This window comes from Ruegeria sp. CK3, from assembly GCF_056536565.1.
The window spans coordinates 248,095-268,633 of record NZ_JBQFPV010000004.1; the positions used below are offsets into that span (position 1 = coordinate 248,095).

The 20,539-nt window shown below is 59.8% G+C and carries 22 protein-coding genes; 13 read left to right on the forward strand and 9 right to left on the reverse strand.

Going from position 1 to position 20,539, the window contains the following annotated elements:
- Positions 1-26: 26 nt before the first annotated feature.
- Positions 27-1,547 (reverse strand): DUF2125 domain-containing protein, encoded by a 1,521-nt coding sequence (locus tag ACR0C3_RS07080; RefSeq protein ID WP_480757870.1) that lies wholly within the window; start codon positions 1,545-1,547, stop codon positions 27-29.
- A gap of 139 nt (positions 1,548-1,686) precedes the next feature.
- On the opposite strand from ACR0C3_RS07080, the gene ACR0C3_RS07085 reads away from it, so the two are divergent.
- The 3 genes from ACR0C3_RS07085 to ACR0C3_RS07095 are packed head-to-tail and all read left to right on the forward strand — an operon-like array spanning position 1,687 to position 3,769.
- Positions 1,687-2,430: an SDR family oxidoreductase gene (locus tag ACR0C3_RS07085; protein ID WP_170375609.1), complete on the forward strand. Its 744-nt coding sequence runs from the start codon at positions 1,687-1,689 to the stop codon at positions 2,428-2,430.
- Positions 2,427-3,035 (forward strand): enoyl-CoA hydratase/isomerase family protein, encoded by a 609-nt coding sequence (locus ACR0C3_RS07090; protein ID WP_480757871.1) that lies wholly within the window; start codon positions 2,427-2,429, stop codon positions 3,033-3,035. The genes ACR0C3_RS07085 and ACR0C3_RS07090 overlap by 4 nt, the downstream gene beginning before the upstream one ends.
- A 2-nt stretch (positions 3,036-3,037) precedes the next feature.
- On the forward strand, positions 3,038-3,769 hold the full coding sequence (locus tag ACR0C3_RS07095) for a VOC family protein (protein ID WP_480757872.1): 732 nt from the start codon (positions 3,038-3,040) through the stop codon (positions 3,767-3,769).
- Here the strand turns inward: ACR0C3_RS07095 and ACR0C3_RS07100 are convergent, their stop codons facing one another.
- Complete coding sequence (locus tag ACR0C3_RS07100; RefSeq protein WP_480757873.1) at positions 3,770-4,066, reverse strand: HNH endonuclease; 297 nt, start codon at positions 4,064-4,066, stop codon at positions 3,770-3,772. It abuts the gene before it with no gap.
- A gap of 46 nt (positions 4,067-4,112) precedes the next feature.
- On the opposite strand from ACR0C3_RS07100, the gene ACR0C3_RS07105 reads away from it, so the two are divergent.
- A complete protein-coding gene (locus ACR0C3_RS07105) occupies positions 4,113-5,291 on the forward strand; it encodes a TIGR03862 family flavoprotein (protein ID WP_480757874.1) in 1,179 nt (392 codons plus the stop codon).
- On the opposite strand, the gene holA is transcribed toward ACR0C3_RS07105, so the two are convergent.
- From holA to ACR0C3_RS07125, 4 genes are all read right to left on the reverse strand, one after another.
- Positions 5,288-6,316 carry a DNA polymerase III subunit delta gene (gene holA, locus ACR0C3_RS07110; RefSeq protein ID WP_480757875.1) on the reverse strand — a complete coding sequence of 343 codons (1,029 nt, stop codon included), beginning with the start codon at positions 6,314-6,316 and terminating at the stop codon, positions 5,288-5,290. The two genes, ACR0C3_RS07105 and holA, sit on opposite strands and share 4 nt — an antisense overlap.
- Positions 6,313-6,816, reverse strand: a complete 504-nt coding sequence (gene lptE / locus ACR0C3_RS07115) for an LPS assembly lipoprotein LptE (protein ID WP_170690694.1) — start codon at positions 6,814-6,816, stop codon at positions 6,313-6,315. The genes holA and lptE overlap by 4 nt, the downstream gene beginning before the upstream one ends.
- Positions 6,803-9,355 (reverse strand): leucine--tRNA ligase, encoded by a 2,553-nt coding sequence (leuS, locus tag ACR0C3_RS07120; protein ID WP_480757876.1) that lies wholly within the window; start codon positions 9,353-9,355, stop codon positions 6,803-6,805. The genes lptE and leuS overlap by 14 nt, the downstream gene beginning before the upstream one ends.
- Before the next feature lie 73 nt (positions 9,356-9,428).
- Positions 9,429-9,917 (reverse strand): DUF3576 domain-containing protein, encoded by a 489-nt coding sequence (locus tag ACR0C3_RS07125; RefSeq protein ID WP_170376039.1) that lies wholly within the window; start codon positions 9,915-9,917, stop codon positions 9,429-9,431.
- A 282-nt stretch (positions 9,918-10,199) separates the two neighbouring features.
- Between ACR0C3_RS07125 and ACR0C3_RS07130 the strand changes: the two genes are divergently transcribed.
- Positions 10,200-11,255 (forward strand): porin, encoded by a 1,056-nt coding sequence (locus ACR0C3_RS07130; RefSeq protein WP_480757877.1) that lies wholly within the window; start codon positions 10,200-10,202, stop codon positions 11,253-11,255.
- Positions 11,256-11,358: 103 nt separating this feature from the next.
- Positions 11,359-12,018, forward strand: a complete 660-nt coding sequence (locus ACR0C3_RS07135; protein WP_480757878.1) for a YggS family pyridoxal phosphate-dependent enzyme — start codon at positions 11,359-11,361, stop codon at positions 12,016-12,018.
- Here ACR0C3_RS07135 and ACR0C3_RS07140 read toward each other — a convergent pair.
- Together ACR0C3_RS07140 and ribA are read right to left on the reverse strand one after the other, a co-directional pair.
- Positions 12,002-12,502, reverse strand: coding sequence for a L,D-transpeptidase family protein (locus ACR0C3_RS07140; RefSeq protein WP_480757879.1), 501 nt, complete (start codon positions 12,500-12,502; stop codon positions 12,002-12,004). The two genes, ACR0C3_RS07135 and ACR0C3_RS07140, sit on opposite strands and share 17 nt — an antisense overlap.
- On the reverse strand, positions 12,499-13,593 hold the full coding sequence (ribA, locus tag ACR0C3_RS07145) for a GTP cyclohydrolase II (RefSeq protein ID WP_170661563.1): 1,095 nt from the start codon (positions 13,591-13,593) through the stop codon (positions 12,499-12,501). The genes ACR0C3_RS07140 and ribA overlap by 4 nt, the downstream gene beginning before the upstream one ends.
- 162 nt (positions 13,594-13,755) lie before the next feature.
- Between ribA and ACR0C3_RS07150 the strand changes: the two genes are divergently transcribed.
- The 6 genes from ACR0C3_RS07150 to ACR0C3_RS07175 all read left to right on the forward strand — a co-directional run bounded on the left by ACR0C3_RS07150 (position 13,756) and on the right by ACR0C3_RS07175 (position 17,780).
- The gene (locus ACR0C3_RS07150) at positions 13,756-14,442 is read left to right on the forward strand and encodes a response regulator transcription factor (protein WP_170375588.1); all 687 of its coding nucleotides are present in this window, start codon (positions 13,756-13,758) and stop codon (positions 14,440-14,442) included.
- Positions 14,443-14,719: 277 nt separating this feature from the next.
- On the forward strand, positions 14,720-15,025 hold the full coding sequence (locus ACR0C3_RS07155) for a hypothetical protein (protein WP_480757880.1): 306 nt from the start codon (positions 14,720-14,722) through the stop codon (positions 15,023-15,025).
- A 121-nt stretch (positions 15,026-15,146) separates the two neighbouring features.
- Positions 15,147-15,935, forward strand: a complete 789-nt coding sequence (locus ACR0C3_RS07160; RefSeq protein WP_480757881.1) for an exodeoxyribonuclease III — start codon at positions 15,147-15,149, stop codon at positions 15,933-15,935.
- Between the two features lie 76 nt (positions 15,936-16,011).
- Positions 16,012-16,929, forward strand: a complete 918-nt coding sequence (gene trxA, locus ACR0C3_RS07165) for a thioredoxin (protein ID WP_480757882.1) — start codon at positions 16,012-16,014, stop codon at positions 16,927-16,929.
- A gap of 27 nt (positions 16,930-16,956) precedes the next feature.
- A complete protein-coding gene (locus ACR0C3_RS07170; protein WP_480757883.1) occupies positions 16,957-17,598 on the forward strand; it encodes an LON peptidase substrate-binding domain-containing protein in 642 nt (213 codons plus the stop codon).
- Positions 17,595-17,780: a Trm112 family protein gene (locus tag ACR0C3_RS07175; RefSeq protein WP_170460087.1), complete on the forward strand. Its 186-nt coding sequence runs from the start codon at positions 17,595-17,597 to the stop codon at positions 17,778-17,780. The genes ACR0C3_RS07170 and ACR0C3_RS07175 overlap by 4 nt, the downstream gene beginning before the upstream one ends.
- Before the next feature lie 25 nt (positions 17,781-17,805).
- Here ACR0C3_RS07175 and ACR0C3_RS07180 read toward each other — a convergent pair whose 3' ends face one another.
- Positions 17,806-19,032, reverse strand: coding sequence for an FAD-dependent monooxygenase (locus ACR0C3_RS07180; protein ID WP_480757884.1), 1,227 nt, complete (start codon positions 19,030-19,032; stop codon positions 17,806-17,808).
- An 87-nt stretch (positions 19,033-19,119) separates the two neighbouring features.
- Between ACR0C3_RS07180 and ACR0C3_RS07185 the strand changes: the two genes are divergently transcribed.
- Positions 19,120-20,448 carry an amidase gene (locus tag ACR0C3_RS07185; RefSeq protein WP_480757885.1) on the forward strand — a complete coding sequence of 443 codons (1,329 nt, stop codon included), beginning with the start codon at positions 19,120-19,122 and terminating at the stop codon, positions 20,446-20,448.
- The last annotated feature ends 91 nt before the right edge of the window (positions 20,449-20,539 follow it).

Below are 20,539 nucleotides of genomic sequence, written 5' to 3' on the forward strand. Positions count from 1 at the left end.
ATCACCTGCGGCCCTCCTGGATAGCATTACTTAATGCGCTGACCATTGGCCAGAATCTGACCGTCTTCAGAGAATTCGATTGTCGAATTCAGCGTGTCGGGTTCATCGCCCGGAACAGCCATCATGCCCATCATCATGCGCGCACCCAAGGCGTCGTTGTCGGACATCAGGCCCATGCCGATCAGTTTGTCGATCAGCGCGTTGGCCCCAACCAATTGCAGGTTCGCAACGCCAGTCGGAATGGGCATGCCGAATTCGTCGAGGTTCTCGTTGTCCAACGTGAAATCACCATCCCCGGTCAAGCGCGCGCCAACCATCGAGACCAGCAATTCGTTGATTTTCAGCGAATGCAGCTCGGCAGGGACTTCACCTTCTTCTTCAAGCGCAGCGGCCTGTTCCGAATCGAAGATGTTCAACAGAACTTTCGCCGTGCCGGTCGTGTCCAGCGCAATGGTGGCAGGATCGCGTGGCAGGTTGCCCGCCGGGTCGAAAATGCTCCAGAGGACATCAGACATGGTGAAATCGGTCAGGTTCAAGCCAAAGGCGAAGGGCGCGGCTTCCTCCGATTCCTGCACCGGGATGTCCAGGTTCAGACCCGCCTTCGCCATCGCGATCTCGATGGGAAAGGGCAGGTCACCGGTCGTCACTGCCAGTTTCGCGTCATTCTGTTCAAGGTCATAGGCCACACGTTCGCCATCTACGCTGGCCTCAAGTCGGCCACCTTGCGACGAGCTTGCCATGGTGAATTGCTCACCTTCGCTAACGCCGCTGATGTCTGTCTTGCCCGAGCCATAGGCGACCATGCCGGAAAAGGCGAAGCCTGCGTCATACAATGCCTGCGGATCAGCCAGATCGAACCCAGAGGGCAGGACACTGTCGCCGCTGGATGTCAGGCCGTTCAGTACCCCGTCAATCAACCCCGATTCCCCGGTTTCAGGGTCTTTGAAGCTAAACTTATAGGCCATTTGGTCGGCGTCGAGCGTCTGCGTGATCTCGCGATTGTCGCCGATCAGCATGCGCGATGTGCCAGCCATACCCGTAAATTCGATACCACCTTCCAGCGCATCTTCGGGAATTGGCTCGTCTCCGCCCTCGATCGAATCCAACACAATCCCGAGGGCTGCCGCCGAGTAGTCATAGGTCATGTCGGACGGATCACCTGACACAACCATTTCCAAATCTGTCTGGCTGTAGGTCAGGTTTGCTGTGAACTGTTCATCTTCGACGCCGCCCGAAATGACCATCGGAAAGCTTCCGGGGAAGCCGACATTGACGGTGCCATCGCCGTTTTCAGTCAACGTGACCTCGGGCATGGTCATCTGGAACTGTCCGTCCTCTTCGGGGAAGTCCATGGACAGTGTCATATCGTTGATGGTCATGACATCGCCAGCGCTGCTGGGTTCGCCCTCGACCGTGTAACCTACGGACCGGAAATACTCTTGCCAGTCGTTCCAGACGTCATTTGCAGTCAGGTCGGCATATGCACCTTGGGTTGCGACGGCATAGGCCAGAGCCGCGCCACAGCTGCGGCGGATGAAAACAGACATAAGTTAACCCTTCTTGTTCAATTTGCGCGCATGGTCGGGCTTGTGGCAAGCATCGTCAAGGGGGCAAGGGCTGGACCCTTTCCCCGTTTCCGCGTTACGCCTGTAGCCAAAGGTCAGCCCAAGACGTGAGGAGCGTTAAATGCAGGGAAAAACAGTACTCATAACAGGGGCCAGCCGCGGAATCGGTGCCGAGGCCGCGCGCGTGTTTGCCGCAGCTGGTGCGAATGTCGCGCTGGTGGCCCGCAGTCATGATCAGATTGACGCGCTTGCGGCCGCTTTGGGAGACAATGCGATGGCGCTGGCCTGTGACGTCAGCGATTTCGCGCAGGTCGAACAAGCGGTGGCCGATTGCGTCGCGCGTTTCGGCGGTTTGGACGTTCTGATCGGCAATGCCGGAGTGATCGAGCCGATCTTTCACCTATCGAACGCTGATGTCAGTGCGTGGAGCCAGGCCATAGACATCAACCTCAAGGGTGTTTTCTACGGTATGCGGGCCGCTCTGCCGGTGATGCGGGCCGCAGGTGGAGGGACGGTTCTGACCGTTTCGTCAGGCGCTGCCTCGAACCCGGTTGAGGCATGGAGCCACTATTGCGCCTCGAAAGCCGGTGCGAAGATGCTGACGGAATGCCTGCATCTGGAAGAGGCTCATAATGGCATCCGCGCCATGGGCCTGTCACCGGGCACAGTGGCAACTGACATGCAGCGTGTCATCAAGGCCAGCGGCATCAACCCTGTCAGCCAGCTAGACTGGGATGTTCACATCCCGGCGGATTGGCCCGCAAAGGCACTGCTGTGGATGTGTTCTTCGGACGCCGACGAATATTTGGGGGCCGAGATTTCCCTGCGCCAAGACGATATTCGCCAAAGGATCGGCCTGACGTGATTGAACTGACTAAGGAAGACGGATTGTGGACCGTCACGATCAACAATCCGGGCAAGGCCAACGCACTGACCGGCGCGATGCTGACCGAGTTGGCCGAAATTTCCGAGGCCGCTACTGAGGCGCGCGCCCTGATCCTGACCGGCGCGGGCAAGGTCTTCAGCGCTGGTGCTGATCTGGAGGAAGCCCGCGCAGGGCTTGCGACCTCGGACGTCTGGGAGCGGTTGTCAGGTGCAATCGCGGCACTGCCATGCCTGACCGTTGCTGCATTGAACGGAACGCTGGCGGGCGGTGCAAACGGCATGGTCTTGGCCTGCGACCTGCGAATCGCGGTGCCTTCGGCCAAGTTCTTCTATCCGGTGATGAAGCTGGGCTTTCTGCCACAGCCCTCCGACCCCAAGCGCATGGCCGCTTTGATCGGGCCGGCGCGCACCAAGCTGATTCTGATGTCGGGCCAGAAGATCTCGGCAGAGGAGGCGTATGCGTTCGGTCTGGTGGATCGCATCGTCTCGCCGGACGAGCTAATGCCGACGGCGCGCGAGCTGGTTGCCGACAGTCTGGCGGCCAAACCGGAGATCGCAGCAGGGATTGCAGAGCTTTGTCGCTGAGATTGTCCGCAGTCAGGCTGCGCGTCGCTGATCCGGCTCGACTGGCCGGGTTCTATCGGGATGTTTTGGGTATGTCCGTGCAGGAAATCGGCGCATCCCGGCGTGTAGGATACGCTGGAGAGGATGCTGATCTGCTGCTGCTACCGGGAGGCAGGGGGTATTCCCACGATCAGGGACATCGCTATTGGAAGATCGGGATCACTCTGCCCGATGTCGATCTGGCAACTGAGGCGCTGCGGGCCAAGGGCTATGCTGTCAGCGAACCGCGCCAGTTCCTCGATATCGGGTATATGGCGCATCTCAGCGATCCCGAAGGCTTTGTGATCGAGCTTTTGCAGCATGACTTTGAAGGCAACCGCCCTGAAAATTCCGCCGACCCTGCGGCCCCGCTTGCCGGGGCGCGAGTGGGTCAGATCACCTTGCGCACAGGGGATGTCGCCGCCGAGGATGTGTTCTGTCGCGCTCAGGGTATGAAGCTTCTGTCGATGCAGGATGTGGCGGCCTATGGGTTTGACCTGCATTTCTATGCCTTCACGCATGAGGCTCCGCCCGATCCCGACCTTTGGGCGGTCGAGAATCGCGAATGGCTCTGGAAACGCCCCTACACGGCGCTCGAGTTCCAGCATGTGCAAGGAGCCCAATTCGCGCCTGTTCCCGACTATCAGGGGATCGAGGTTCAGGGTCTGCCCGCCGCACTTTCGGATGCGTTTGGCGATCCGGTTCTGCCTGACTGATCAGCGCCCGCGCCGTTTACCCGGAACTTTCGACCGGAAATCGGGCGGGCGTTTGCGCACCCAGTTCAGGAACTTCTCAAGCCTTGGATGGGCGCGCAGGGCCTTGACCGTGTTGAAGCTGCGCGCCAACTCTGCCTCGGACAGGGTGGCGTGGACCTCTTTGTGGCAGATCTGGTGCAGCAGAACGGTTGGTCCGCCCTTGCCTCCTTTGAGTTTTGGGATCAGATGATGCAGGCTGCCGCCGCCATCGGGAATGGGGCGGTCGCAAAGCGGGCAGATCGGATTGCTGTTCGTCATGGTTGGGAATGATGCGCCTGCGGGCGGCGAAGGCAAGAGGGCGAAGATGGCGCAGGCAGTGGTGATCGGGGCAGGACCGGCCGGGTTGATGGCGACCGAGCAGCTTGCCCTTGCCGGTCACTCGGTTCTGGTGGCCGAAGCCAAGCCCTCGGTCGCGCGCAAGTTCCTGATGGCCGGAAAGTCGGGTCTGAACCTGACCAAGGATGAGCCCCTTGAGGCACTGATCCAATCGTATGAAGAAGCCGCAGACTGGTTGCGCCCGATGCTGGCCGAGTTCGACGCGCAGGCCGTGCAGAACTGGGCGCGCGAATTGGGGCAAGAGCTTTTCACCGGCTCAACAGGCCGTGTTTTTCCGACCGTTATGAAAGCCTCACCCTTGCTGCGTGCATGGTTGGCACGTCTTGCGGATAGCGGTGTCGAGATCCGAACCCGCTGGCGATGGACAGGTTGGGAGGGCGGCGCGCTGGTTTTTGAAACCCCGGATGGCCCTCAACATCAGCAGTCCGAAGCAACTGTGCTTGCCATGGGCGGGGCCAGCTGGGCACGGTTGGGCTCGGACGGGGCCTGGGCGCCATGGCTGGCAGAGAAAGGCGTGCAGCTCGCACCGTTTGCACCCGCAAATGCTGGGCTTTTGATCGACTGGTCGGATCACATGACTGCGCATTTCGGCGCCCCGATCAAAGGGGTCGCGCTGCAAGCCGGACCCCAGCGCACACGGGGCGAGGCGGTGATCTCGGCCCGCGGGTTGGAAGGCGGGGGTATCTACACCATCTGCAAGCCCGCGCGAGAGGGCGCGCCCCTGACGATTGACCTGACGCCTGACCTGCCTGTCTCAGAAGTGGCCGCACGCTTGGCAAAACCGCGCGGCAAGATGAGCTTGTCCAATCATCTGCGCAAGGCTTTGAAACTGGGGCCAGTGCGCACCGCGTTGCTGATGGAGTTCGCCAGGCCCCTTCCAGACGCACCCGACGACGTGGCCGCGTTGATCAAAGCCCTGCCCATCCGCCATGCGGGATTGCGCCCGATGGATGAGGCGATCTCAACCGCCGGAGGCATCACACACGCTGCCGTGACCGACGGATTGATGTTGAGCGCGATGCCCGGCGTATTCTGCGCCGGTGAGATGTTGGATTGGGAAGCACCCACCGGCGGCTACCTTCTCACGGCCTGTCTGGCCACGGGGCGCTGGGCAGGAAGGTCGGCGGGCGACTGGCTGAACCGCTAACGCGACCGGGCCAGCATCGCCAGCCGGATCATCGCGCGTTCGACCAATGCCATCGCGGGGGCCGTTTGCCCGGCCGAGCGCAGCGACAGGTCGGTATCTGTCAGCACTGTCAGCGCCGTCTGCAGCTTTGGCGCACCCCATCCTTGAGCTTGTCGCAAAATGCGGTCGCGTCGTTTGCCATAGACCGGCGGGCGCAGTTTGCCGATCCCTTGCGCCGCCCCGCCGGGGTCGGAAGCACAGGCATAAAGCGTACGGAAATGCCGGGTTGCGCCGATACACAGCGTCACCCCATTGGTGCCCTGAGCTTGCAGGCGACGGATCAGCGGGCCGATCTCTCCGGCGCGGCCTTCGGCGACCACGTTCAATACATCATCCAGCGCCGCCTCGGTCGAGCGGGGCGCGCAGGCTTCGATATCTTCCAGGCTGAGTTCGCTCTCGTCGCCACGTTTATAAAGCGACAGCTTCTCAACCGTTTGGGTGAAATCACCGGGGCTGAGGCTAATCGCCAACTCTCCCAGCGCCGACATCGCATCGCGCGGGATGTTCTTCAAGCCGGCTTGCGTCAGAATCCGTTCAACCTCGGCCCGAGAGGGCGGATCGTCGTAGATGCCCACCGCATAAGCTGCCGGATGCGCTTCGAAGGCCTTGCGAATTTTCGAGCTGGCTTTCAGCTGGCCCGCCGTCACGATGATCTGAGCATCTTCGGGGGTCCAATCCTCAAGTGCGGCAAGGATCGAGGGGGCGGCGGTATCGGTCGCCTCTTCGACGAACACCGCGCGGGGGCCGGGGAAAAATCCAACCGCCTTGACCGCGTCCAGCAATAACGCCGGGTCGCCGCGCAGATCGCTGCCGGGCATCCGGGTCAGGCGCATTTCTTCTTCGGCGTTTGCCCCAAGCAGCGCGGTCAGCACTTGCTGGCGCTTCAAAGCCACGCGCATGGTATCGGCGCCGTAGATCAACAACCCGGTTTTGTCCGCGTCCGGTCTGGCAAAATACCCGTCAGCCTCGCGCGGGCTCAACTTCATGAGGTCAGGCCCGGCGTCGCATAGAGGCGATTGACGATCTGGTCGGACAGAATCACCATCAAGCGCTCTCGGGCGTCGCGCTCATCCGCCAGGGTCGAAACGCTGGAACCTGCCGCCGAGTAACCTACGAAATCCGTGACGGCTCCCGAGGCCAGAATCTGCCCGGTTTCATTCGATTTCAGCGTGTATTCGGCGCGCCCGTCTACAGATAAGCGGTTGATTTCATTGGTGGACGTGATCGCAGCAGCCTGGACGGCGGTCTCAACACGGACATCCAGACGGTAGGCATTTCCTGAAGTCGCGCTGCGCCCCAGCTTTTGTTCGAGGTTCTGAACCAGCAGGTAACTCTCGACCGTGTTCGGGGCCGATACCTCAACCTTGCCAAACAGTTCCGACCCCGCCCCACCGGGCGCATAGATCGGTTCAAACCCGCAGGCGGCCCCAAGAAAACAGGCAGCCAGCGGGGCAAACAAAAAACTTCTGCGGTTAAATGACGACATTCACGATCCGGCCCGGAACAACAATCACCTTCTTCGGCGCGGCTCCCTCCAGCGCCTTTTGCACAGCTTCGGTGTTGAGCGCGATTTTTTCAACCTCATCCTTGGGCATATCCTTAGGCACGCTGATTTCCGCGCGGCGTTTGCCGTTGATCTGGATCGGCAAGGTGATGGTGTCATCGACCAGCATCGCCTCATCCGCGACCGGCCAAGCAGCTGTTGCCACAAGACCCTCACCACCCAGCAGCTGCCAGAGTTCCTCGGACAGGTGCGGCGTCATCGGCGACATCAACTGTGCCAAAGTCTTAGCGGCTTCGCGCTTGGCCTCGGTCCCTGCTTTCGACTTCGCCAGAGTGTTGGTGAAGGCATAAAGCTTGGCGATCGAGGCGTTGAAGCCAAAGGATTCGACTCCGCCCGAAACATCATGGATCGCTTTGTGCATCTCGCGCAGCAGGGTTTCGTCTTCTCCATTGCCCGGAACGTCCGACTCGGCGATCTCGGAGGCGATGCGATGTACACGGCTAAGGTGCTTGAACGCGGCCTCGGCTCCGGAAGCTGTCCATTCCACGTCCCGCTCGGGTGGCGAATCGGACAGGACGAACCAACGGGCGGTATCTGCGCCGAAGGCCGAGATGATGCTGACCGGGTCCACGACGTTTTTCTTGGATTTCGACATCTTGGCCGAAGGGATGATCTCGACCTTGGTGCCATCGGCCAATTTACCGTCGGTCACGTCCTCGGGCAGGTGATAGACCGGGCGGCCGTTAGCGTCGCGGGTCTGGTAGATCTCATGCGTGACCATGCCTTGGGTGAAGAGCGCGTTGAACGGCTCAATGGCCTTTTTTGGCAGGTGGCCGGTGATTTGCATCGCCCGGGCGAAGAAGCGGGAATAGAGCAGGTGCAGAATCGCATGCTCAATACCGCCGATATACTGGTCGACATTCATCCAGTACTCGGCCTCAGCCAGATCGGTCGGGGTTTCCGCGCGTGGGGCAGTGAAGCGCGCGTAGTACCAAGACGAATCGACGAACGTATCCATCGTATCGGTTTCACGCTTGGCCGGTGCGCCACAGGACGGGCAGGGCGTGTCCCTCCAGCTGGGGTGGCGGTCCAGCGGATTGCCGGGGATCGAGAAGTCGATGGCTTTGCCGTTGCCGTCATCATAGGGCAGCGCGATCGGCAGATTCTCTTTCTTTTCAGGCACCGTGCCGCATTTTTCGCAGTGAACCACGGGAATCGGGCAACCCCAGTAGCGCTGGCGGCTCAGACCCCAGTCGCGCAGACGGAATTTGGTGACACCTTCGCCCCAACCGGCTTTTTCGGCGAAATCGACGGTGGCGTTGATGGCCTCTTCGCCGGTTGCCTCGGTCAGACCCGCAAAATGGTTGACCCAGCGGACTTTCTCGGTTTTTGGCGGAACGAATGCGAGCTTGTCGACCGGAGACTCATCATCCAGCGCAAAGAACGTATCGACCACGGGCAGGCCGTATTTGCGGCAGAAATCTAGATCGCGCTGATCATGAGCCGGGCAGGCGAAGATCGCGCCGGTGCCGTAGTCCATCAGGATGAAGTTTGCGATCCAAACCGGCAATTCCCAATTCGGATCCAGCGGGTGTTTGACCTTGATGCCAGTGTCGTAGCCCAGCTTCTCGGCCGTCTCGATCGCTTCTTCGGTGGTGCCACCTTTGCGGCATTCAGAAACGAATTCAGCGACTTCTGGGTTTTCAGCCTCAAGCTGTTTGGCAATCGGATGATCCGGCGAGATGCCGACAAAAGACGCACCCAGCAGTGTGTCGGGGCGAGTCGTGTATACGGTGATCGGCTCACCATCGTCCGTTCGTTCAAAGCCAAATTGCAAGCCACGCGACTTGCCGATCCAGTTCTCCTGCATCAGTCGGACTTTGGCGGGCCAGTTTTCAAGCGTGTCCAAGGCGTCCAGCAGTTCCTCAGAATAGTCCGAGATCTTGAAGAACCATTGCGTCAGCTCGCGCCGTTCCACCAGCGCGCCCGAGCGCCAGCCGCGCCCGTTTTCGACCTGCTCGTTGGCCAGAACGGTCATATCGACCGGGTCCCAGTTCACAACGGCGTTCTTACGGTAAACCAGCCCGGCCGCGAGCATATCGAGGAACAGCGCCTGCTGCTGGCCATAATATTCCGGGTCACAGGTGGCGAATTCGCGCGACCAGTCGATCGACAGGCCCAGAGGTTTCATCTGCCCGCGCATGTCGGCGATGTTGCCATAGGTCCAGTCTTTGGGATGGCCGCCGATCGCCATCGCGGCGTTTTCGGCCGGCATACCGAACGCGTCCCACCCCATCGGGTGCAGGACGTTATGGCCGGTCGCCAGCTTGTGACGCGCGATAACGTCGCCCATCGTGTAGTTGCGCACATGCCCCATATGGATTCGGCCGGACGGGTAGGGGAACATCTCAAGCACGTAGTATTTCGGCTTGTCCGCCGTGTGGTCGGCGGTGAAGATTCCGGCCTTGTCCCAGGCCTCTTGCCATTTTGCTTCGATTTCACTGGCCGAGTAGCGCGACATCATGCGGTCCTTCGTAACTGAAAACGCCGGGTAGGAACCCGGCGTGGTCTTTAGAGCGATTTTGATCGGGTTGCTAGAACTTGTTGTCTGCAATCCGCAGCTGTCTTGCACGCGAGAGGATCGCATCCTCGACCGCGCGGGTGGTTGCGGCGCTGACCGGAGAGCCCCCGCTGGACTGCAGCGCAACCGAAAGAGAGCGCGCCGCAAGCGCGGGGTCACTTATATGTACGGTGGCGCGGTATTGCCGCCCACCGCCCGGTGGGGTGCCGTAACCCGTTACGATTACACCGGTAAAGGGATCAACCTCTTGCACGGGCAGGAAATTCAGAACATCCAGCGACGCCGCCCATAGGTAACGGTTTACGTTTGTAGTCTGCTCGGCATTGTTGGGGCCGAAGATATCCCAGATCGACGTGCGTTCGGGATCATCAAGCTCGCGCTCATCTGTGCGAGTGCTGTTCGAGGTAAGTAGGTCCGGGTTGGTGACGGCGCTGCGATTCTGTCCGCATGCTGCAAGAGTGGCGGTCAGAAAGATCAAACCCAAAGTCGTCGGCAAGCGCATCGTCGGTCGGTCCTGTTTCGCTATAATTGCGGTCATTGGAAGCTACTCCTAGCCAAGGACCCTTTGCGCAACAAGCCTATTCTTATCAAATCCCACTATATCCGCGTGACAGGGCGGTGATCAGGACTGTGGCATCCTTGCACCAATCCAACTTCAATGCGGTCCCGGTATTTAGGCCAACCTTGCACAAAGGGGGGGAAAAGAGCGAAACGATGTCCGTGCTGAGACATATGCTTTGCATGTGTCGAGTAGATAAAACTTTTTGAAACCGAGGGAAACAAGATGAAAAAAGTTCTCTTCGCAACGACGGCGCTGGTAGCGACCGCAGGCGTTGCAGCAGCTGAAGTTAACTTCAGCGGTTACGGCCGTTTTGGTCTGGGTTACGTTGAAGATCGTAGCCGCACCGTAACTGCTACCGGTCCTGGCGCCGATGGCCTGAACGGAACCGCTGACGACGTAAGCGCGTCCGGTTCGATCGAATCCGATGACGTTATCCTGGTCTCGCGCTTCCGTCTGAACATTGACGGCATCGCAGAAACCGATGGCGGCGTTCGCTTCGAAGGTCGTATCCGTGTACAGGCTGACGACGATGGCCAAGGTGAAGCTGGTACAGCTCAGCTGAACGGCGCACGTTACTCGGTTATCTTCGGTGGTCTGCGTGTTGACGCTGGCAACATCGCCGGTTCGTTTGACAACCTTGCAAACTACTACGGCTACGAAGTTGGTCTGGAAACATTCCTGGGTCAGTACTCGGGTGTTGACTATAGCTTTGCGACCTACAGCTCGTCGGGCGCAGGCGTAAACGGCGTCTTCTTCCAGTACGCTGTTGGTGACTTCGCATTCGGCGCGTCGTACGACCAAGCCGCATCGATCACTTCGACTGGTACAGCGGGTAGCCCCGACCTCGTTCTGACCGAAGAAGATGCAGACCGTTGGGACATCAGCGCGACCTACACCTTCGACAACATCACTGCCGCTTTGGCTTACGGTCAGACCGACGGTGGTTCGGGTGACGACCCAAGCCTGCTCGTTTTCACCTTGGGTGCTGAGTTTGGTGACTTCGCAGGTACTCTGTTTGTTGCAGACGATAACACCGAAGTAGATGCCACCGACGGCACTGCATACGGTCTGTCGGTTGCCTACAACGTTGGCGCTGCGACCACCATCCAGTTCGTCTACGGTGACGGTTCGGCTGATGGCGATACCCGCAACGTTGGTATCGGCGCTCACTACGACCTGGGTGGCGGTGTATCGCTGCGCGGTGGTATCGGCCAGATCAAAGAAGGTGACGCAGACAGCTTTGTCCGCGCCGACTTTGGTGCCCAGTTCAACTTCTAAGTTGATCTGAACCACACGGTTCTAGGGCGGGTCTTCGGACCCGCCCTTTTCTTTTGCGCCGACATGGTGTTTGTCTCGCTGCAAACCAGATTTGAGGATCATCATGTCGCTGTCAGAGATTTCCGCCCGTATCGCAAAAGCCGAAGCCAAAGCAGGCCGGGCTGCCGGGTCGGTGAAGCTGATCGCCGTATCCAAGGTACAGCCAAACGAGCGTGTGCGGGATGTGCTGGAACAGGGTCATCGGTGCTTTGGCGAGAACCGTGTGCAGGAAGCGGCCGGTAAATGGCCCGCGTTCAAGGAGCAATTCGCCGGCATTGATCTACACTTGATCGGCCCGCTTCAAACAAACAAAGCCCGTCAGGCGATGGAGCTTTGCGATGCCATCCACTCGGTCGATCGCCCGAAACTGGCGAAGACTCTGGCACGGTTGGCACAGGAGTTGGGGTCCTGTCCGGACCTGTTCATCCAGGTCAATACGGGGGAAGAGGAACAAAAGGCGGGTATCCTTCCCGCAGATGCGGATGGGTTCATTGCAGAATGCCGGGCGCTGGACCTGCCCATACGCGGTCTGATGTGCATCCCGCCGGTCGAGGAAGAACCCGCGCTGCATTTTGCATTGCTGGCGAAGATTGCCGCTCGCAATGACCTCGAGGGTCTTTCGATGGGCATGAGCGGCGATTTCGAACAGGCGATTGCGCTAGGGGCCACCCATGTGCGTGTCGGATCGGCCATTTTTGGCGAACGGGTCAGACCTCAGGAATGATCAGGCGGGTGCCGGGCGTGACCCGCTCGGCTATCCAGCGCAGGTGATCGCGCCGGAAGGCGACACAGCCCTCGGTCGGATAACCCGGTCTCCGCCATTGGTGCAGGAAGATGGCAGAGCCTTTGTCCGGCACCGCATTCGGCCAGTTCCAATCGGTCAGCAGCACCAAGTCATAGAGAGGGTCCGCGCGGCGCAACCGTTCATGGCTGAACGGATAGGGCGCGGTGACCAGGTGGTTATAACGACAGTCCTTCGAATCGTCTGACCACAGGTCTTGCGCGCCGATCGGAATGGCCCATGACGTGGGGGCCGTGATCCGGTCCGCGCGGTAGAGCATGCCGACAATGCGATGAACACCGACCGGCGTGGCGCCATCGCCTTCGCATTTACTAGTACTCCGCCCGCCATTCCCGATTGAGCAGGGAAAGGACCGCCCCCGGAAACGAATGCCCCGCGGGGTCAGCACCAAATCTGCGGGTGTCACAGCAAATGCCCGGATTTCGCGGCCTTGGTCTCAAGATATCCGCGGTTGTGGGCGGTTTCCCCGACTTTCAGCGGAACCCGCTCGGCGACGGCGATCCCTGTGCGCTCCATCATGGCGATCTTCGCGGGGTTGTTGGTCAGCAACCGGACCGAGCTGAAGCCCAGCGATTTCAGAATATCCGACCCGAGGCGGAAATCGCGCTCGTCATCTTCAAACCCAAGGCGGTGGTTGGCTTCGACCGTGTCAAAGCCCTGATCCTGCAGGAAATAAGCGCGCATCTTGTTGGCCAGCCCGATTCCGCGCCCTTCCTGATTCAGATAGAGCAACACGCCGGCGCCCTCGGCACCCATCTGAGCCAGCGCGCCGCGCAGCTGAGGGCCGCAGTCGCATTTCAGACTGCCCATGATGTCGCCTGTAAAACACGCAGAATGAAGCCGCGCCAAGACGGGCTTGCTGCGATCCGGTCGCCCGACCTCGACCGCGTAATGCTCTTCCCCGCCGTCTTCGGGGCGGAAAACGTGCAACCGACCGGCCTCGGACACCTCCATCGGCAAGCGCGCGGCGACAACCGGGTGCAGGGCGCTGCGATCTGCCAGATGCGGCGCGGCCCGGGAGTGATCTATGCAAGTCAAACCGTGGGTTGCCACGAAATTACGACCGTCTTCGACCGGCAGCACCACGGCGGCAGGCAGCAATCGGGCGGATTTGGCCAGCGCGATAGCAATGCGGTGCAGATTGGCATTGCCTTGCCTCTCGGTCATCAGGGGGCCTTTCATCGGCGCATTCAGATCGTCCGATGGGTCCGCCACGGCCTGAACCCATGCCATGTCTGCATCTGCAGGGATCAACACCCGCGCCAGATCGCCATCGTAAGCGCGTGCTTTTAGGGTTTCCGCCCGTCGCCCGGTGATCGCAACCACAGGTGCCCCACCCAAGCTGCGCAGATCGGCCAGTCGCTGGGGCGTGATCGTCTCGGCCGAGATGGCCAGAACGCTGCCGCCATTGTCATCCACCAGCACGATTGGCACGCCCATCCGCAGGTCAGCCCGCGCGCGCGCCAGCAATTCGGTGATATCGGGGATGAGACTCATCTATGTTACCCTATAACGTTCGACCCTTTTCCTAGCGCTTTCGGCTGGAATTGTGAAACATTTCCGCTGCGTCTGACACGAAGGCGTGAGACGGTTGCAGTAAATCTTGTTGATTGCATATTCCACACGCAAGTGATGGGAAAGGCTTTGGAGGACCCAAGAATGGCTCAGCTCAAGAAAATCCTGTTGGTGGATGATGACGAGGACCTGCGCGAGGCGCTCAGCGAGCAACTTGTGATGACCGAGGATTTCGACGTGTTCGAAGCCTCTGACGGAGCGTCCGCGATGGAGCGTGCGCGTGAAGCGATCTATGACCTCGTGATTCTGGATGTGGGTCTTCCCGACACGGACGGTCGCGAGCTGTGCCGCCTGATGCGCAAACAGGGCGTCAAAAGCCCGATCCTGATGCTGACGGGCCATGACAGCGATGCGGACACGATCCTGGGTTTGGATGCCGGTGCCAATGACTATGTCCCCAAGCCGTTCAAATTCCCGGTTCTGCTGGCCCGCATTCGCGCCCAACTGCGCCAGCATGAACAGTCCGAAGATGCCGTATTCGTACTTGGCCCCTATACGTTCAAGCCTGCAATGAAGATGCTGATCACTGAGGAAGACCGGAAAATCCGTCTGACCGAGAAGGAAACCAACATCCTCAAGTTCCTCTACCGCTCGACCGATGGTGTGGTGGCGCGCGACGTCCTGCTGCATGAGGTCTGGGGCTACAACGCGGGTGTTACGACCCACACGCTCGAGACGCACATCTACCGCCTGCGTCAGAAGATCGAGCCTGATCCGTCAAATGCTCGCCTTTTGGTCACAGAGTCAGGTGGATATCGACTGGTATCTTGATCCGAGGTGGATTGATTTGGATCAAAGTGATACCCTGAACTCATAATTAGGTTACTCCCAACCCGTGCATGTCCGGGTAATGACATGTACCTCCCTGTTGGACTGCCGGGCCTGATGGCCCGGCTTTTTTTTGTAGGGAGTGTGAGTTTAGAAGGTCCGCCTTGAGCCCATTAAAGACATCAAAGTATGGTCTTTCCTTGTATCGACCGACTAGCTGTGTAGATATTACTCGGCGTCCAGCTGGGATATTGACCACATGCGAAATCTGTGAGTTGTGATGAACCAATTTGATGAATTGCTTCCGGGGCAGCAGGTTACGCAAGTATGCTACGTCCACGACTATCTACAGATCGTTTTTGGAGATATATGCTTGACTATAAACAATAACTACGAGTTCATTGGAGGTGAAGGTAAAGACTTTATAGATGAGATAATTGAAAAGACCCAAACTTCTGACGTTGCCTTCACACTAGTTTTTATAAGTGGCCGAAAGCTTCAAGTTGGGATTGCGGATGAAGATTACCGCAGCCCAGAAGCAATGGTTCTTACGTCCGAAGAAACCCCTGTGATTGTTTGGAACTAGCGTCCCCCTTTAGTCCGCTTAACTGCCATTCGGCTAACGAAGTTTTTCGGCAGCCTTTTCACGTGGCACCCGGTTCTATGTCGCGCTAATCTCCGCCCAACCACGATAAAGGAACCACCCCATGCCCTTCACCCTTGCCACCTGGAACATCAATTCGGTCCGCCTGCGCGAGCCTATTGTGCTGAAACTGCTGCAGGAAGAAGCTCCGGATGTGCTGTGTCTGCAGGAATGCAAGTCTCCGGTTGAAAAGATTCCGACCGAAGGATTTGCGGAGCTGGGTTATACTCACATGGTGGCCCGTGGGCAGAAGGGATACAACGGTGTCGCCATTCTGTCGCGCATCCCAATGGAGGAGGTAGGCGAAAAGGATTTCGCCAGTCTCGGCCATGCACGTCACATCGCCGCGCGGTTGGAAAATGGCGTCACCATCCAGAACTTCTACGTCCCTGCAGGCGGGGATGTGCCGGATCGTGAGGTGAATGAGAAGTTCGGGCAAAAGCTCGACTACCTCAGCGATATGCGCGACTGGTTCCACGCCCAAAAACCCGAGAAGTCCATTCTGGTCGGTGATCTGAACATCGCCCCGCGCGAGGATGATGTCTGGTCGCACAAACAACTGCTCAAGGTCGTCTCGCACACGCCGATCGAGGTTGAGGCATTGGCCGAAACACAAGACGCGGGCGGTTGGGTGGATATCACCCGGCAGGATATCCCGGAAGGGCAGCTCTATAGCTGGTGGTCCTACCGGGCGCGCGATTGGGACGCAGCCGACAAGGGGCGGCGGCTGGATCACGTTTGGGCCACGCCGGATATCTCGAACGCGGGGCATTCAAGCCGGGTCCTGCGCGACGCGCGCGGGTGGGAAAAACCAAGCGACCACGCCCCGGTTTTCGCCAGTTTCGACCTTTAGTTCCGCAACTCGGCCCTTGGTTTCTGTAGCAAGTGACTGCATATAGGGCGCACGTTTGAACCGGAGAGTGAATGCCATGGACCTTCTGAGCGGCGCGGAAAGCACCTCAGCCACCGATCTGATCAAGGACAGCAGCGAAGCCACCTTTATGGAAGATGTGGTCGAGGCGTCGCAGGAAATTCCGGTGATAGTGGATTTCTGGGCACCTTGGTGCGGCCCGTGCAAGACACTTGGACCCGCGCTTGAAGAGGCGGTGACCGCGGCCAAAGGCGCAGTCAAGATGGTCAAGATCAACGTGGACGAGGCGCAGATGATTGCGTCTCAGATGCGCATCCAGTCGATCCCGACCGTCTATGCGTTCTTCAAGGGTCAGCCGGTGGACGGCTTTCAAGGCGCTTTGCCGGGTTCCGAGATCAAGGCCTTTATCGACCGCGTGATCGAGGCTGCCGGTGGTGAAAGTCCCGGTGGTCAACTGGAGGACGCCGTGCAGGCGGCCGAAGAGATGCTGGCTGAAGGTGCAGCCGTAGATGCGGCGCAAACATTTGCCGCGATTCTGGGCGAAGACCCCAACCATGCCGCTGCCTATGGTGGTCTGGTGCGTGCGCATATTGCCTCGGATGATCTGGAACAGGCCGAGGCGATCCTGAACGGTGCGCCCGCCGAGATTTCCAACGCGCCGGAACTCGAAGCTGCCCATGCCCAGTTGGAGCTGGCCAAGCAGGCGGCGGATGTGGGCCCGGTGGCCGAGTTGACCGCAGCCGTTGAGGCCGATCCCGACAATCATCAGGCTCGGTTCGATCTGGCGCAGGCCCTGCACGCCAATGGCGATGTTGAAGAGGCCGTGACACAGCTGTTGGAGCTGTTCCGCCGCGATCGCGAGTGGAACGAGGGCGCTGCCAAAACGCAGTTGTTCACGATCTTCGATGCGCTCAAGCCCAACGATCCGATTGTTCTGAACGGGCGGCGCAAACTCAGCTCGATGATATTTGCCTAATTTCGGATCAGAGCTAGACTCGGGTCTATGATTCATCCCGCCGACTTGCCGGATACGATATCCGTGTTTCCACTGCCCGGGGCGCTGCTGCTGCCTCGGTCGCGACTGCCGTTGCACATCTTCGAGCCGCGCTACCTTCAGATGCTGGACGATGCCCTGAAAACAAAGGAGCGGCTGATCGGAATGGTTCAGCCGAACCCCTCGCTGAACGATGAAACAAAGCTGCATCGGATCGGTTGCGCCGGTCGCGTCACGCAATTCTCCGAGACTGAGGATGGCCGCTATCTGATCACCCTGACCGGCGTGTCTCGGTTCCGTATCAAGTCCGAACTGGACGCCTTCACACCTTATCGCCGGTGCGAAGTGTCCTGGGATGGGTTTGACCGCGATCTTGGCAAGGCCGAGAAGGACGACGTTTTCGACCGCAGCCGCTTTCTGAACCTGCTGGAACGCTTCTTCGACTCGCGTGATCTGTCGACGGATTGGGATTCGCTGAAAGAAGCAGATGATGAGCTCTTGGTAAATTCGCTGTCGATGCTGATGGATTTCGATCCGGAGGACAAACAGGCTCTGTTAGAGGCCCCTTGTCTACGCACAAGGCGTGAGACGCTGGTGACATTGATCGAATTCGCGCTGCGGGGCGGATCAAACGAGGAAAAACTGCAATGAGCGAGCCTGAACACGCTTTTGACCGCCACATGCTTGAGGCGCTGATTTGCCCTCAGACGCATACGACGCTTCACTATGATGCGGATAAGCAGGAACTGGTGTCAAAGGCCGCGGGTCTGGCCTTTCCGATCCGCAACGGCATCCCCGTGATGCTGGTCGATGAGGCGCGCGCGCTGGACTGAGCGGTTCTGAGCGCTCACGAATGCTCTAGATTACCCGTCCTTGCAAGAGCTTCGGCAGGTCGCCGGTCAACCCGGCGGCCTCGCGGACAAAGCCTCGGCGCAGGCCGGGCAGGGATCCGACAATGCCCATCCCGATGTCCCGCCCAAGGCGCAGCAGCGGGTTGTCATTCGAAAACAGCTTGTTGAACACATCGGTCGCCATCGCCAGCGAGGCTGTGTCGAACCGCCGCCATTCCTGATAGCGCTCCAGCACCAGAACCGAGCCGATATCCTCGCCGCGCCGTCCGGCCAAGGTCAGCACTTCCGCCAAAGCACCCACGTCCCGGAGCCCGGCATTCAGGCCCTGGCCTGCAATGGGGTGCATTCCGTGGGCGGCGTCGCCAACAAGGGCCAGGCGATCCGAGATGAAGGAATTGGCGATGGTCAGGTTCAGCGGATAGGTAAAGCGGTCGCCCTGCAGGCGGATGTCGCCCAGAAAATCTCCGAACCGAGGGCGCAAGACCTGCAGGTAATCGGCCTCGGTCAGGGCGTTGATGCGCTGTGCTGCTTCGGTGCGTTCGCTCCAGACGATCGAGCTACGATTGCCTGTCAGTGGCAGGATCGCAAGCGGGCCGGGGGGCATGAAGAACTGATGGGCAATGCCGTGATGCGGCAGGGCGTGTTCAATCGCGCAGACAAGGGCAGTCTGGCCGTAATCCCAGCCGGTACGCTTGATCCCTGCGCGGGACGCGGTTCCGCTGCTGCGCCCGTCGCAGCCTACGATCAGATGACCCTCAACACTCGCACCATCATCCAGCGTCAACGTCACGCCGGTTGCATCGACCTGTTGCGAAACGACCGTTCTGCCGTTGATCTGTGTGATCGCTTTGTCTTGCGCCATCGCCTCAAGAAACGCGCGGCGCAGGTGGCGATCTTCGACCATGTAGCCCATCGGGCCTTCCTCGATCTCGGTATGGTCGAAATGCATGAAAAAGGGTGACGGCCCGATACCCGCATGGCCATCGGTTACCTTGATCTCAAGCATGGGCTGGGCATGTTCCTCGACCCGCTCCCACACACCGATTGCGTCAAGCAACCGCTTGGACGCCAGCGCCAGCGCATAAGACCGCCCGTCGAATGCCGCGTTCTTGCGGACCTTTTCGCCCAACGTGTCAATCACGCAAACAGAATGCCCGGTTTGCGCCAGTGCCAATGCAAGGGCCGCGCCGTTCAGGCCTCCGCCCACGATCAGGATTTTCGATGCCTGTGTCATGCCCTGCAATATGCGCGCCCTTTCGGGATTGTCCATGTGCGGTCCTGTCGCTACCGTCCCAGAAAGTCAGACGCAAGGAGGGGTGTAATGCAGGAATGGCTAACCATGACGGCCTGTGATTTGGGTCGTGGGATCGGGAAGGGGCAAATCGACCCCGTCGAATTGACCGAGACCTATCTGGCCGCCATTGACGCCCATCCCCACCGCGACCGTATCTATGCGCGCGTCACCCATGATCGTGCCCGGTCTGAGGCAAAAGCCGCGAAAGAGCGCGCTACCTTGGGCTTGCGTCGATCCTTGCTGGATGGCGTGCCGATCAGCTGGAAGGATCTGTTCGACACGGCTGGTATCGGAACTGAGGCGGGCTCGGCCTTGTTGAAGGGGCGCGTGCCGGACGCGGATGCTGTGGTCTTACGCAACGCAACGGCCATGGGTACCGTATGCCTCGGCAAAACCCACATGAGCGAGCTGGCATTTTCAGGGCTTGGTCTGAACCCGATCACGTACACCCCGCCCTGTGTGGACGATGAGGATGCCGTACCGGGAGGATCATCCTCGGGTGCCGGGGCCTCGGTGGCTTGGGGGCTGGCGGCCTGCGGGATTGGCTCGGACACGGGCGGGTCGGTGCGCATACCGGCGGCTTGGAACAATCTGGTGGGGCTGAAGACCACGGCTGGACGGCTCAGCCTCGAAGGGGTCGTGCCGCTCTGTCTGCGGTTCGATACGGTTGGCCCTCTGGCGCGTTCCGTCGAAGACGCCGCGCATATGCTGGCCTTGCTGGAAGGCGGCACACCTGCGGATCTGCGTGGTGCCAGCCTGAAAGGCCGCCGCTTTGCCGAGTTGCAAAACGTCGCCAAGGACGACCTGCGCGATGCGCCGCGACAGGCCTTCGACGATGCGCTGGACCGTTTGCGCGATGCCGGGGCCGAGATCGTGCCGCTGGAGGTGCCTGAACTGCACGATGCAATGGCGCTTTCGGGTGTGCTCTACACGACTGAGGCCTACGGGCTGTGGAAAGACGTCATCGAAGCCAACCCCGAGGCGATGTATCCTGAGATTCTTGAACGGTTTCGCACAGGCAAGGACGTGTCAGGTTCCGACTATGTGGCCGCATGGTCCAGGCTCAAGGCCTGCCGCGCGGCGTGGGATGCGGCGACCGCCGGGTTTGATGCGGTTTTGGCGCCAACGTCACCCATCCTGCCACCCAACCTGGAACGGCTCCTCAGCGATCACGACTACTACGTGACCGAGAATCTGCTGGCCCTGCGCAACACGCGTATCGGCAATCTGATGGGGCTTGCGGCGCTGACCCTGCCGACCGGAACTGCGGGCTGTGGCTTGATGATGCTGGGCTATCCCGGCTCGGAAGAAGCACTGCTTCGGTTGGGTTCCGCGGCGGAAACCGCATTGGCGTGAATGCCACAATCCCCTGATTCGGAACCTCTTTGTCTGGACGGGGCGGTGTCCGATCTATAATCTGCCAATCAAACGGGGCGAAAACGATCCC

Coding starts and splice junctions, on each gene's coding strand:
- ACR0C3_RS07080 (WP_480757870.1), bottom strand. CDS start 1,547: ATGTCTGTTTTCATCCGCCGCAGCTGTGGCGCGGCTCTGGCCTATGCC.
- ACR0C3_RS07085 (WP_170375609.1), top strand. CDS start 1,687: ATGCAGGGAAAAACAGTACTCATAACAGGGGCCAGCCGCGGAATCGGT.
- ACR0C3_RS07100 (WP_480757873.1), bottom strand. CDS start 4,066: ATGACGAACAGCAATCCGATCTGCCCGCTTTGCGACCGCCCCATTCCC.
- ACR0C3_RS07105 (WP_480757874.1), top strand. CDS start 4,113: ATGGCGCAGGCAGTGGTGATCGGGGCAGGACCGGCCGGGTTGATGGCG.
- holA (WP_480757875.1), bottom strand. CDS start 6,316: ATGAAGTTGAGCCCGCGCGAGGCTGACGGGTATTTTGCCAGACCGGAC.
- lptE (WP_170690694.1), bottom strand. CDS start 6,816: ATGTCGTCATTTAACCGCAGAAGTTTTTTGTTTGCCCCGCTGGCTGCC.
- leuS (WP_480757876.1), bottom strand. CDS start 9,355: ATGTCGCGCTACTCGGCCAGTGAAATCGAAGCAAAATGGCAAGAGGCC.
- ACR0C3_RS07125 (WP_170376039.1), bottom strand. CDS start 9,917: ATGCGCTTGCCGACGACTTTGGGTTTGATCTTTCTGACCGCCACTCTT.
- ACR0C3_RS07130 (WP_480757877.1), top strand. CDS start 10,200: ATGAAAAAAGTTCTCTTCGCAACGACGGCGCTGGTAGCGACCGCAGGC.
- ACR0C3_RS07135 (WP_480757878.1), top strand. CDS start 11,359: ATGTCGCTGTCAGAGATTTCCGCCCGTATCGCAAAAGCCGAAGCCAAA.
- ribA (WP_170661563.1), bottom strand. CDS start 13,593: ATGAGTCTCATCCCCGATATCACCGAATTGCTGGCGCGCGCGCGGGCT.
- ACR0C3_RS07150 (WP_170375588.1), top strand. CDS start 13,756: ATGGCTCAGCTCAAGAAAATCCTGTTGGTGGATGATGACGAGGACCTG.
- ACR0C3_RS07155 (WP_480757880.1), top strand. CDS start 14,720: ATGAACCAATTTGATGAATTGCTTCCGGGGCAGCAGGTTACGCAAGTA.
- ACR0C3_RS07160 (WP_480757881.1), top strand. CDS start 15,147: ATGCCCTTCACCCTTGCCACCTGGAACATCAATTCGGTCCGCCTGCGC.
- trxA (WP_480757882.1), top strand. CDS start 16,012: ATGGACCTTCTGAGCGGCGCGGAAAGCACCTCAGCCACCGATCTGATC.
- ACR0C3_RS07170 (WP_480757883.1), top strand. CDS start 16,957: ATGATTCATCCCGCCGACTTGCCGGATACGATATCCGTGTTTCCACTG.
- ACR0C3_RS07175 (WP_170460087.1), top strand. CDS start 17,595: ATGAGCGAGCCTGAACACGCTTTTGACCGCCACATGCTTGAGGCGCTG.
- ACR0C3_RS07180 (WP_480757884.1), bottom strand. CDS start 19,032: ATGACACAGGCATCGAAAATCCTGATCGTGGGCGGAGGCCTGAACGGC.
- ACR0C3_RS07185 (WP_480757885.1), top strand. CDS start 19,120: ATGCAGGAATGGCTAACCATGACGGCCTGTGATTTGGGTCGTGGGATC.